Consider the following 12304-nt stretch of genomic DNA (forward strand, 5'->3'; position numbering starts at 1 on the left):
GCTCGAAATCTATTTCGAAGACCGGGTCCGCCGACCCTTACAAGATCTGGAGTCTTGAAAAACCCTTTACACAAAATCCTTGACACTCCCGAGAACGTCAATGGGCTAGCATTAGCGATGATAGACAAAGCCCAAGAGAGCCATTTGCCTCAAACGGTTGATGCGTTAATCCAAGGACTTTCGGTGACCGCTCGGAAAGATACTCATGGATTAGGCGGGATAGGGGGAATGATGCGATTGATGACTAATAAGGATGTACAGGCAGGGTTGCGTATGCTAAGTACGATTGCGGTGAATTTACAGAGACGGGAGGAGCAACCCACCCGTAAAGAGTCGTCTCGGCATTGAGTGAGGGTCGCGAGCGATATCTCATGTTGTGTGAAGTCCACCGAACCAGCTACGACAGGTGTCAGGAGGGGGCGCATTGGGCGACAACTTCTTCGACTACGATGATCTCACAGTTTGCTTGCTCAGTAAAATGCAGTTTTACTCGTTCGGTATATGCAAAACCACCACGACGGGATTTTTTCCATGCTGTAGTCAACAGGTGAGAGATTGTCTACGACAGGGTACGCCTCCCCTGCAATGTACGCCCACGCCGGTCAGTTCCCGTGCGCTCGATGAGAAGAACCGCTATCACAGGGCGGCTGCTACGCCTATAGCCCAAATTCCGGCCCGTGGTTAAGCGGGGAAAAGAGAATCGTTGAATGGTGATGAGGTTACCTAAATATCCTAATGGGCCTCCGTCTCTCTCCCATGTGGTGACTCGTTTGCGAATTTTAGCGGGCCAGGCGCTTGTCTTAAATTGATTTTCAGCTAAACATGCCACGCCGGTCCCGGTACTGAGTGAGGCTGAGCCACAAGGCCCAGTGTGTGGTGGGAGAGGCCTATAAGGCGAGAGCCAAAATCCCTGTGCTGGCGTAACGTTCGAGATTAAGCCTGCGGGCGCCTATATCAGATGCCAGAGAGACCATGGTGACGGGTGAGCTGGTAGAGACCGCTGCTACGCCACAACTAAACGCATTCATAAATATGGGGCCATTGATAAGATCCAAAAACGGGCGATGCACCCAGAATTTATTCGCTCGGGACGGGGGAATGGACATTGGCCTATCATGCGTGAAAAAATTTTAGTTATACGAAGTAAGGCAGTTTTCTATGATGACTGCCATTTCTCACAGTGCACCTGTCTAATGCGTTAACAAGCCCGCAACTAACTGCTGAAAAGTGAGGCATAACGACTAGAAGAGAGCCTAAGGTCGCAAGAGTGAGCGCATCGTATGGAGTTATCTCCGAGGCTTAAGCATGCCGACATCGCCTATTGGCTATCAGTAACCTATATCTCCTGCATTGCGTTACTTGGGTTAAATAGGCTTTTGAGCCTGAAATGAGAGGCAGATGATAGCACCGTGAAAAACCTATGGAGAATATTGTCTTTGGCGGGGATCTTGGCTATCACCACGGGATGTGGTGTTGCGCCTACACGTGAGGCTTCCAGTGGGTCTGCCGGGCACACGGTTCATAAGAAAGTTAAAAAAGGCCCGGAGACCAAGAAGGTGGTTAGTCACCCTGCTAACCAACCGTTTATCACGTTAAACCCCAAATCCGGTCGCCCAGGCACCACGGTGACTGTTACCGGTTATATTCCCTCTGTGAAAGATCTCTCGGCCGCTGAACGTGCAAAGCTTCCTCCATTGGGTAATATTAGCTTCGGAGGATTTGATGCGGGGTTGACGATTGATGTCAGTGCGATTACCTGGTCTTCACAACACCCGGGATATTTCACCACCCAATTTCAAGTACCGACCGAACCGTGGCTTACCCCTCATGGGGAACATCCTCTAAAGCCGGGAGTCTATCCCGTAGCGATTCAATGTTTTGGTCCTACGATACCGGGCTGCGGACTGGGACCGAGTCAAACTCAAGCGGATTTTCGTTTGATGGGACCGATTACCGATCAAACTCGGCCCATATCGTTGACGTTGTCACCGGATAGCGGGGCTCCTGGCACTATCGTTCGGGTATCGGGCTGGGCTCCGTTAACGGAGATTATCGGGAAGCCATTTGGGTATCAACTGGTATGGAATACAGACGGCAAGACCAGTAGTTATGGTGGGTTAGGATCCGTACAGCAGTCATTCAACGGAGATATTTCGGGAGAATTTCATGTGCCAGCCAGTGTCGCTCCATTGGGCTCACTCCAACTGGGATCCAATAGCGTAGCGCTTCAGTACATCCTTACAGCCAAGCCTGGCACGTCTGTCACGTTAGGCAACACACCCTTCAATATCATTCGCCCTCGCACTTGGGCGGAAATCGGGGCATTCCATCCGCTGTACACTACCACCAATCAGGCGGCCTTCTCATTTAGTCAGCCGAGTCCCGTCGCGGTGAATGACGGGACAGTCGCGGTAGGCAGTACCCCGGGAGTCGTATGGCTACGGGAGAATAAGACGTGGCAATCGATTTCTCTGTCCGCACTGACGTCTCTATCCAGTGGGACCGGATATCCGGTGACCGTGTTTCGGGGGTCTCCTCCATTAGCCTCCTCGATTACGTTCGAACCCCGGTTCCCCAACAGCCTGTTTCTTGCTGTTGAGGCCGTTTATCAAAAGTATGGGTCAGCACCGCCCATGTACAACACTCCCTATTATACGACGGACTTGGGAAAGTCTTGGAATCAAGTGCCATTGCCCTCAGGATACACCGTAGGTGAATTTGGCGGATACCTCCAAAGGGGAACTGCAGTGATCGCCTACTTTATACGGCAAAACCAATGGGCTACGGAGACTACTTATGATGGTGGTCAGTCGTGGACGGTGAATGCAGCATTGCCCAGTCCAAAATTGGGCCCTGCTCTTAATTTCGGCGCCGTGCCGAATGGGAATTTTGGGCAAATGGGCAACGGACAAACGGAACAGTTATTGCGGGAAAATGCTCAAGGCCAATGGATTTCATCGACCAGCTTTACCAACATGGAAGGTACCATTACACTGGCGGCCTTGTCGTCTCATAGCGCGTTGTTGTTACAAGCGAATAACCCATATCCGGTGCAACTTACCGAAAATAGAGGGAAAACATGGCAGTACATTGCATTGCCGCCCATTGCTGGCAGTCAAAATGGCGCTAATTACCAGGGATTGGGGATGTTGGCCAATGGTGATATCTTGGCGCAAGTGTCGTTGGATAGTGGCTCAGGCTGGTTTGTCCTGATACCAGGTGCCAACCAGTGGCAGTCGGTGCCCACGACGGTTATTCCGTCGAATACCTATAATGTGACGATTACGGGCGGATCCGTATGGTGGATTGCGTCCCCCGGGAGTGCCACTAATCCTCCGACACTGCGTGAAGTGAACCAAAGTCAACTTTAAGGCGCTGGCGAGTAAAACGGGCTGGATCTATATGTCTAGCCCGCGTTCTTGGCAGCACTTACTTCAAATGTGTTCCGAAGAACTCGAGCACACCATCCTACAGCGTAAAAGCGGCAACAACTTTCCGATAATTGGGTCGGTAATCGGCAAAAGACGGGTGGCTGGCATCTTGGTAGACTTTATATTGAAATGTTTGGTGATGTATTTTGAGGCGGGTTTTCAGCGTCTGGCCGTCTTCTGGCGAGGAATTTTAATCCTCTTCACTGATGACGACAATGCAGGTTGTCGACCAAGTCGATGATAGGGGTAGGGCGGCTTTTTGTGGTCAAGTCGTTGGGGGTGGAGATGCCAATAAATCCGCCCCAGTCATCGATGGCCGCATCAACTTCATTGCTGGATGAGGCAAAGAGTAAGGTTTTTCGACCACCTGAACAAAATCTCATGGTACCTACACGTCCAGACGCATGGGGCATGCTACGGATAAACCGTGCTCCATTTTCCAAATCGTGCACCACTTGGGCGTCTGACAAGGCGAACATTGTTCTAAACACGGCTTCGGTGTTAGCGAGCAGTGGGGTGCTGACACGCGAATAAAGATTGGGCGCTAGCGCGATGTACCCTTGATTCGCGAGACGACGCGCGACATCGTGGATATGTAACACGGGTCCAAATGCCTCGTGATGGATCACAATGACCCCGGGATAGCGGCCATGTGCTTGCGGTTGAGATACCCATCCGATGGCAGCGCCATCGGATGGATATTGGACCAAATGCGTTTCGATCCGGGTAAGACTGAAACTTGGCCGGGAATGGCCATAGCCATCCCCCGCGGCAATACCTTTCGGTAATGCATCGGCAATCTATCGAAGGCCCTGCTCGGTGAGCTTGACATTTAAGGCCCCGACATTTTCTTCGAGACAAGGGACCTTTTGGGTTTCCCGGGATGGGAACGATGTCAGAACCTGGATGCAACAACCAAGCCAAGGCTAACTGCGTTGCCGTCGCATGTTTTTCTTCCGCCCTACGTTCAATGCGTTGCACTAACTGTAAATTTTTTTGGAAGTTTTCTCCTTGGATGGAGAGTGGCCCGATAATCGCCGGCAGGCAAATCTTCTACACGTTGAGATCGTCCGGTTAAGAATCCATGTCCTAGGGGGCTATAGGGGATAAATCCAATGTCTAGCGCACGGACTGTGGGCAAGAGGCATCTTCAGTATCACGACTTCACAGCGAATATTCGGTTTGCAATGCAGTAATTGGATGGATGTGGTGGGCGCGACGAATGGGATTGAGAGACGCTTCAGACAAACGGATGTAACGGCCTGTTCCTTCAGCGACCAGCGCGTCCGTGGCACCGATGGTCCGCTCCATGGGTACGGTGGGATGCACCTGATGCGAATAATATAAGTCGATGCGGTCTGTGTTGAGGCGTCGCAACGAGTCTTGGCATGCGGTACGGAGGGATTTTGGCGTACCATTGATACGCAGAAACACGCCCTCGGGGGAGCGGTGGTTGCCGCATTTGGTGGCGAGCACAACCCCATCGCGGTGCCCGTAAATGGCTTTGGCTAAGAGTTCTTCATATACATATCACGGTATCTAAAAAATTGATATCGAGTTCCAGGGATTGATGGCTGCCCGATCATCTTGCCTGTTATAGAAATCTGACATGCCCATGCAATCGAGACCTCATGCGGAAACGTACAGTGCATCGTTATCGGGGAATCGATACCGGGAATTTTAGGGGTGGGCATGATCTGTGAATTCTTAATTGGTGACGGGGGCCATTTGCTGCGCTAAGGTTACCGCCCGAAAGCCATTAGCATAGACAAAGTAGCGCGTGCCATTGAGGTCGTAGGTGGCTTCGGATGGTGCATCGGAACCGATGCTAAAAGTGGCACGTCCATGAGTTCCTGGTAACTTTACCCCGATTAAGGATTGGGCGATGGACTTGGCGGACCCGGCAATGATGCCCGGAGACACCCCTTCGCCCATGAAGTTCAACGTCCATCCATCTTCCTGCCATGTAATGAGCGTGGGAACTTCTTCTGTCCCGGGATATTGGGTGCCGGTGATGCCACTTGCGAGACGCAGGGTAGTGCCTTTGGGTGTGGCGGGTGAGGGAAAAAGCGGCATATCGTCTTGGCGTGCGTGAAAAGGGAGGTACCAGGGCATACCCATAAAGGTCCCTAATAGCTCGGCATTACCTATCTCAATTTTGGAGGAATTGGCGGGTAATGCGGGACCTCCGCCAATAGTCATTGAATACCCCTGGTTTTTCTCCGCGTATTCTACATCTAAATCACCGTGATACGTCCCTTGGGGAAGATGTTTGGGAAGATAGACTGGTACGTCCGAGGTAAGTGCTAAGTGCTGGCCGACATTCTTTAGCACGACAGCATAACTGGGAAAGGCGGACGGCAACGAGGGCAGCGGAGCGGCGGTGGCCCGGGCGTTTAGCCCAGATGCTTCCGGGATATTCCGCGCATAATTTAACCAAGGGCTCATACCCGGGAGATCTTTTTCGGGATACACGGCGACCACTCGAAAATGATGCGATGGCCAATGGTTTACCATAATGGGCATGGTAAAGTGCTTAGGTTTTAAGAACAAGATGCGCCCAGGATAGGCAGTACTCGGCCATGGGACGGCAAATAACTGACCAGCAGCGACATTGAGTACTAAAGAGGGATTCGTGCTGGTATTGATTGTACTTGGTAAAACGGTAGAGGATGCCAGCTTAAGCCAATAGATATTGGAGGTCATCTGGTTCCATAAGGTTCCGGTGCCCGTGCCTAATTGAGTGCCCGGATTATTCAGTACGGCGACAGCTTCAAATCTTTGTGACGGCCAATGATGTAGGGTGGTGGGGGTATGTAATGCGTGAGGCAAGAGAAAAATGGTGCCACTGGGGTTAACATCATAGGCGTTGCTGGGGGCCAGGATATAAAGGATGTGCTCCTTGGCCCATAGCTCGATTTGGGTCGGTGAAGCATTATGCACCATGATCGTGGTCGCCACGGGGGTACTGGTGGGCGAAGCTGCGGTGGACGCGGACGTATTATCCGACACCGACGTTGTGGGCGATGCACTGGGCGAGGTTACCGTAGTAGTGCTGGGTGTTGTCGCCGCGGAACTCCCCGTGGGTTGCGGCTGGGCCGCCCTGGTACTGGAAAGGCCACAACCACTTAACGTAAATATGGCAGATAGGGCAACGAGTGCCAAGGATTTTTTGGAATACATGATGAGGATTCCTCCCGTGTTGACCGTTTTCTATGTCATTAACATAACGTAGCACGGTGAGAAGAGGTCACGAGCGCAACGATTCGGCACTTTTTACAACAGCGGAGTGAATTCCCTCGGTTGACCTATGGGGAAGAAAGCCGTTGGGGTTTGCTCTCTCGATGAGGGCAAACCCCAACCAGTTCTCCGGTAGCTACTGTTGTTGAGAGACATTAGACGTCTCTCGCTGGCCACTATTTGTTGGTGGACACCCACCAATATTGCATTTGCGGAATGCCGGGGGACGCGTCGGCATACTTGACGGAATCGTGGACATCGGGTGCATGGACCACCAGCGTGGCGGCATTATTTTGCCATAGCACCGGAAGCGCTTTTGCAGTATAGAGCTCGTAACGGTCGAATGCTGCCATATTCTCTTTGGAAGTGGCATAGGGAATATGCGTGGCATCAATTAGCCGATCTTCTTCTTGACTGGAATACCCGAATCCTGATGACGCACCGGTATTGAAGAGACCATCGCCAGACGGATAAAATCCCGGTCCATCATAGTACCATCCGGTGCCGGTAGCCATATCCCAATGCGGTGCATAACTCTGACTGGCCTCGCCAATCAGGGTACTAAAGGGTACCGGTTTTAAGGTGATCTTAATTCCCTCTTCTTCCCAGTCCTGCTGCATTAATTCCGCGGTCTCACTGGACGACGTTGATCCGGCAGCATAGAGCATTTGGAAATTCATCTTAAGATGGCCTTTGGTCATGATGCCATTGACTTCATGCCATCCGTGGGATGTCAATAGCGTCTTTCCGGCTTTAATGTTAAAGGGATACGGGTTGGTATTAAGGGCGGGGTCATAAAACGTGGTGGAAGGATTCTTAGGCAATGGCCCATCGATGGGTGGGGCAAATCCGTGATAGATGGAGTTGTTAATAGCGCTATTGTCGAGCCCCATTTGCATGGCCTGTCGCACATAGAGATGTTTAAAAATGGAGCGCACTGGTGATCCCGGGAAAAGGTTGAGAGCAGTGTCAAAAAAACCAAAGGTGTACTCGGGGGTAATCACGTCGCCCGACTGGGTTAATTGGTTTCGCGCGCCCCACTGACTGACGTCTAGGTAGCCCATGTTGGCGGCTCCCGTTTTGAGGGCAGCAAATTCAGCACTGTTGGACCCCTCATAAAGGAGTACGATCTTCTTGACGAGACTCTTGTGGCCGGAATAGGCTGTGTTGGGAAGGAGTGTCCATGTTTGGTCTGGCACTACCTTGCCTAGTTTAAATGGGCCATCGACTACGGAAACAAAGTGAGGGTTAATCGCCTGCGCACCAAGGTATTTTAGCTCTGCCGTCATATTAGACTTGACGTCCCAGATATGGGGCATGGGAACGATCTGGATAATACCGTTATAAATGAACCAGTCTTGGTTGGTCGGTTGGTTAAGTGTCATGGTCACTTCATAGGAGCTATTGGCCACCACGCTCTTCACGCCACTGGGGATGTCGCCCGTCCCGGCGCCGACATAGGGCCAGGGCGCTGGAGCGTTGGCGGCAGAGGCGGCTTTAATGATGTCCCAAGTGAACATGAAGTCTCGGCTGGTTACGGGCATCCCGTTTGACCAATGCCACTTGGGATTCAAATAGATGTGATAGACGGTACCCGTTTTGTTATAGGTGATTTTATCAGCAATCGAAGACTGCCAATTAATCGAGTAATTGTTATTAATCCATAGGAGCGGCTTATAGATTTCGTCGTATAAGCCTGCGTTGTAGTCGTATTGCGCATCAACAATCGGGATATACCAAGTGTAGCTGGTTTGGGGCTGTTGAGCAAATACGATGGTGCCGCCCGAAGTAGGCTTTCCGACGCTTGCAGCAGCGGGAACTTTCGTCGATCCACACGCTGCCAGCACACTCCCTAAGGCAAGGCAGGCTAATACGGAGACGAGTTTCGTGAGTTTCATGGGGTATCCTCCCTCGGATGATGGTGTTATTGGTAAAAGGCCGGTGCGAGATTCCACTGCTCGATGCGGACCTGTTGTGGGTCGTGGCTAAAAAACGGCCGTGCTCCGTGGTTCGCTACTTCGATGAGACGGCGCAGCGATGCTGTCGCAAGTTCCACATTTGCTGAGGCTCCAATGTGATCGAGCGTGAAGTGGTCTCGGGTATAAACCGCATCGGAGGTAATCAGGATGGGACCCTCGTTCAGTTCTACCAAGAGCGACTGGTGTCCTAGCGTATGCCCGGGAGTGTAGAGCAAATGTACATCGGGGAGGAGATCAACGTCTCCCTCGTATAACGTCAAGCGATTCGTCGAGGGTGGTCGATATGCGAGATCGGGATAGGAGTCGCGGTTGTTTGCGGCGGCTTCCCATTCAGTTTTTTGGATACCAAACTCTTGAGTTGAGAAGATCTCATTTCCGCCGGAGTGATCGAAATGACAATGAGAGTTCACCACTAAGTCGATGTCGGCTGGTTCGTACCCTAAACGCGCTAATTGAGCACCAATATGGTCAGTATCTTTTAGCAGTGGTGTCAACAGGGGGACGGTGTCGGCACCGAGCAATCTCACCGGATCGGTCCGGCATTGGTGAGAGCAGCCCGTGTCAAACAGAATCAGTCCTTGGGCAGTTTCTAGAAGGTAGCTATACACAGGAATGGTCTCACGCCGATTACTCGTGTCCTCCGGCGAGAGAACCGAGAGAGATGAATCAAATTGGCCTACGGGGATGATGGTGAATTTCATCGCACACCTTGCCTCGCTTTCTACCCTGTCATTTCGCGATGTGCCGAGAAATTCCTTCTGGATGAAGAGCTTTTGCTCGGGGAAGTCTAGACGGCATATCGTGGTAAGAGAGGATGCGTGAGATGGCATGAGAATGATTCTGACAATGTGGGCGTCGCTATTGACGATATGGCCCTTTTCTCATCAGTCAACAGTGGTAAGACCAGCAGCAGTGATAAATCAAGTGTTGACATCAAAAAAAGTGGTGGCCCTGACATTTGATGACGGTCCTACGCGAACATGGACACCACAAGTATTAAAGATATTGCATGATAATCATGTGTCGGCAACATTTTTTGTTATTGGCAGTCACGCGGAGAAACGGCCAGATATTTTAACTCAGGAAGTCCGCGACCATGAGGATGTCGAAAGCCACGGATTTCAGCATCGCGTGCTCCGTGGTCAAACAGCAGCCGTTGTATCCCAAGAAGTGACACAGAATGAAGCTCTTCTCGTCTCCCTCGGAGTGCCTAAACCGTCTCTCTACCGCATGCCCGGAGGCGCTTCTGATTCCGTTGCTCGTCAAGTGTTAGGGGCTATGCACTATCAGATTATTGGGTGGTCCATTGATACGCGCGACTGGCGGCATCGAGCGACAGGAGACGAGATGGCGAGTCAGATTATGCGTCAGGTGGAACCTGGGGCAATCGTCATCTTCCATGACGGCCCCAATTCGTCTGCCGCCACCATTCAAGCGGTAAAAGATGTCATTCCGGAGTTAAAGCACGCTGGATGGAAGATAGATACCGTCTCAGCGATGCTAAAACTTGAAAAGCATCGTCCACAATAGCATGGCCTATGGGACATCCAACCTGTCCTAGGAGACTTTAAAGCTCCCGGGGAGAAAAGCGCATGCCGCATCTCTTGACAGCATGTTTGTTAGCTAGTCGTGGCACATTGGATGGAGAATGCCGGCGGGCGACGATGCCTCGCGACGGCGGTATGGTCGATAGTCATTTCGCCCTACCACTGCAGTGAATAGGTGGAGGTATTCACTATATGCATCATGCCATCGGCCAAAGTAGTCGCCAATCTGAGATGCTCATGAGGATGACAGCCATTCTTCGTGGAGGATTTCCAGGGCAGAAAAACCGTGCGTGATATTGTCATTATGGTCGATTCCCAAATGCCATCTGTATGGACGACGTGGTTCTGCGATTTTTTTGATATCTGAGACATGGCAGTGATAGTGATGGCGAAATTTATAGCGGCAAGTGGGGATAGGTACGGCTAAGCTGGCATTGTCAGAGTGTCGGATTGGCACACAGAGTACGAAGTACCACCATCCAGCCGGACCGCCTCGGCATTTGTGCATTATAGTCAGAGGATTGAGAGGCCATCCGGCTTCACAACTGACATCGACGGGGATAAATCAGCCATATCAATTGGCCGACATGAGTTGTATCATGGGTGGGGCAATGTCTCAGTAGACTCAGGTGTAGGTGGCTATGGTATCTGTCTCGGCGGGAGAGGACATTCCTTACCGTCATTTTGTGATGGTGGTGCTATACGGCTGTAGTACACTAGGCAGTCTTTGTGACGGCATTTTAAAGGAAGGTCTTGAAGCAACACGAGACTGAGGATGCCTCAAGTGCTCTTCGAGTCTTCTGATGACATATGAACTAGTCTTCGACTGGCATAGCCTGGGACTGAGGCTGCGAAACTTGGCTGATGGCTACTGTTACGGGTTGCGTTTTTGCCGCGTAATGGAAAATATTGCCAGCCGCGAAGAGTAAAATGGCGGCCGCTAAAAGCAGTCGAATGTGTCGCATGGGGTTCACCTCCTCACTTGTGGCTATACTACCACAAATATTAGCAAATTCTGTAAAGATGTAGGTATAATTGGGAATATAGAAGGTGATAAGGAGACGATGGCAATGAAACGGCACTGGCAGTGGACCCGTCGTTTGAGGCTGAGGGACCAAGGTCAATCCATCGGTGGACAGATACTCTTTCGTTCCATGCAGTTTTTGCGAGCAAAAGGAGAGTTGAACTCAGCCTACCGGGTAGCCCTAGTCGCTGAGCGTCTGGCGATTCTCCGTGGAGAGCAGGAACAGGCGCTAGTTGCTATATTGGCCGTTCGGGAGATGTCGCCGCACGTTGTCTACTCTACGTCTTCCTTGATCGAGTCGCTTGAGCATGGTACGCGCCTAGCCGTAGCGAGCGAGTTATGGAGAGACGCTTTGAAGCACGTTGAAACCATCCTTGCCTTGGAACCATCTGACGTGCGCCTGCGGGGGCGAGCGCTTCGAAATCGCGCCACGTTTTTAACGACGTTGGGGCGATTCGAGGAAGCCATATCTAGTTATGATATTTTGCAAAAGGATGACGCGGTATGGTCTAAAATGTCCCGTGCCTATCAGGTAGGATTTAATAGTAGCCGGGCAATTTGCGAATGGTATCGGGGTAAGGTAGACATTGGCTCGTTAGCTGGGATGACCCCGCATTTAGCCGGTGCTCCGGCGACCTGGCAAAATTATTGGTGGGTGTTAGCACACATCGCCTGGAGGGACCGCCCGGACCGCCTTGCCTCTGTGCGCCGTAGTAGTTTCAGGACCTTTGATCCAGCATGGCCGCGTGAAGTGGATCGGGTATTGTGGGGGATCGACCTACTTGCGGCGGACGAGCCAAATGGGCTAGTGATGGAGCGCCGGCTCAAGAGTGCATTGAATAACCCTGAAACCATTGTGCATCTTGGTCGGTCGAGTTGGCTAGATCTTTATAGTGATTGGCTAGAATTTTATTGGAGGCGTGAACCGGAACGGGCAGCGGCATTAACTCGAGAGCACACCCTCTGGTGTGAATTACACGGCTATGATGGTTGGGCTCAGTATTGGCAGACTCAGCGGATGGCGCGAGTCACTTAGTGGATAATGTAGGGAGTGTGCGAGTTGAGGTTTGGAGCATGAGTCAA

The 12304-nt window shown here is 51.6% G+C and carries 11 protein-coding genes; 4 read left to right on the top strand and 7 right to left on the bottom strand.

Annotated features, from left to right (window positions below):
* Together ACOJWD_RS14685 and ACOJWD_RS14690 are read left to right on the top strand one after the other, a co-directional pair.
* The coding region (locus tag ACOJWD_RS14685; protein ID WP_486993997.1) for a DUF1641 domain-containing protein at nt 1–348 on the top strand (348 nt) is incomplete at its 5' end.
* 1061 nt (nt 349–1409) lie between these two features.
* The gene (locus ACOJWD_RS14690; protein ID WP_486993998.1) at nt 1410–3371 is read left to right on the top strand and encodes a hypothetical protein; all 1962 of its coding nucleotides are present in this window, start codon (nt 1410–1412) and stop codon (nt 3369–3371) included.
* 260 nt (nt 3372–3631) lie between these two features.
* On the opposite strand, the gene ACOJWD_RS14695 is transcribed toward ACOJWD_RS14690, so the two are convergent.
* The 6 genes from ACOJWD_RS14695 to ACOJWD_RS14720 form a co-directional block, all read right to left on the bottom strand.
* A complete protein-coding gene (locus tag ACOJWD_RS14695; RefSeq protein ID WP_486993999.1) occupies nt 3632–4141 on the bottom strand; it encodes a dienelactone hydrolase family protein in 510 nt (169 codons plus the stop codon).
* Between the two features lie 257 nt (nt 4142–4398).
* Nucleotides 4399–4572 carry an aldo/keto reductase gene (locus tag ACOJWD_RS14700; RefSeq protein WP_486994000.1) on the bottom strand — a complete coding sequence of 58 codons (174 nt, stop codon included), beginning with the start codon at nt 4570–4572 and terminating at the stop codon, nt 4399–4401.
* Nucleotides 4573–4595: 23 nt separating this feature from the next.
* The gene (locus ACOJWD_RS14705) at nt 4596–4907 is read right to left on the bottom strand and encodes an aldo/keto reductase (RefSeq protein WP_486994001.1); all 312 of its coding nucleotides are present in this window, start codon (nt 4905–4907) and stop codon (nt 4596–4598) included.
* Nucleotides 4908–5138: 231 nt separating this feature from the next.
* Entirely contained in the window at nt 5139–6614 is a 1476-nt protein-coding gene (locus ACOJWD_RS14710) for a hypothetical protein (RefSeq protein ID WP_486994002.1), read from the bottom strand.
* A 233-nt stretch (nt 6615–6847) separates the two neighbouring features.
* Nucleotides 6848–8569 (bottom strand): peptide ABC transporter substrate-binding protein, encoded by a 1722-nt coding sequence (locus ACOJWD_RS14715; protein ID WP_486994003.1) that lies wholly within the window; start codon nt 8567–8569, stop codon nt 6848–6850.
* Between the two features lie 26 nt (nt 8570–8595).
* Nucleotides 8596–9351, bottom strand: a complete 756-nt coding sequence (locus ACOJWD_RS14720) for an N-acyl homoserine lactonase family protein (RefSeq protein ID WP_486994004.1) — start codon at nt 9349–9351, stop codon at nt 8596–8598.
* A 127-nt stretch (nt 9352–9478) separates the two neighbouring features.
* On the opposite strand from ACOJWD_RS14720, the gene ACOJWD_RS14725 reads away from it, so the two are divergent.
* A complete protein-coding gene (locus ACOJWD_RS14725; RefSeq protein WP_486994005.1) occupies nt 9479–10180 on the top strand; it encodes a polysaccharide deacetylase family protein in 702 nt (233 codons plus the stop codon).
* 832 nt (nt 10181–11012) lie between these two features.
* Here the strand turns inward: ACOJWD_RS14725 and ACOJWD_RS14730 are convergent.
* On the bottom strand, nt 11013–11162 hold the full coding sequence (locus tag ACOJWD_RS14730) for a hypothetical protein (RefSeq protein ID WP_486994006.1): 150 nt from the start codon (nt 11160–11162) through the stop codon (nt 11013–11015).
* A gap of 105 nt (nt 11163–11267) precedes the next feature.
* Here ACOJWD_RS14730 and ACOJWD_RS14735 point away from each other — a divergent pair, with 105 nt between their 5' ends.
* Nucleotides 11268–12257 carry a hypothetical protein gene (locus ACOJWD_RS14735; protein ID WP_486994007.1) on the top strand — a complete coding sequence of 330 codons (990 nt, stop codon included), beginning with the start codon at nt 11268–11270 and terminating at the stop codon, nt 12255–12257.
* Nucleotides 12258–12304 lie beyond the last annotated feature (47 nt).

The sequence above is a fragment of the Sulfobacillus sp. TH-112 genome (genome assembly GCF_057473405.1).

Excerpts from the sequence above, each read along its gene's own strand:
- ACOJWD_RS14710 (WP_486994002.1), bottom strand. The coding sequence starts at position 6,614 with ATGTATTCCAAAAAATCCTTGGCACTCGTTGCCCTATCTGCCATATTT.
- ACOJWD_RS14715 (WP_486994003.1), bottom strand. The coding sequence starts at position 8,569 with ATGAAACTCACGAAACTCGTCTCCGTATTAGCCTGCCTTGCCTTAGGG.
- ACOJWD_RS14720 (WP_486994004.1), bottom strand. The coding sequence starts at position 9,351 with ATGAAATTCACCATCATCCCCGTAGGCCAATTTGATTCATCTCTCTCG.
- ACOJWD_RS14725 (WP_486994005.1), top strand. The coding sequence starts at position 9,479 with ATGAGAATGATTCTGACAATGTGGGCGTCGCTATTGACGATATGGCCC.
- ACOJWD_RS14730 (WP_486994006.1), bottom strand. The coding sequence starts at position 11,162 with ATGCGACACATTCGACTGCTTTTAGCGGCCGCCATTTTACTCTTCGCG.
- ACOJWD_RS14735 (WP_486994007.1), top strand. The coding sequence starts at position 11,268 with ATGAAACGGCACTGGCAGTGGACCCGTCGTTTGAGGCTGAGGGACCAA.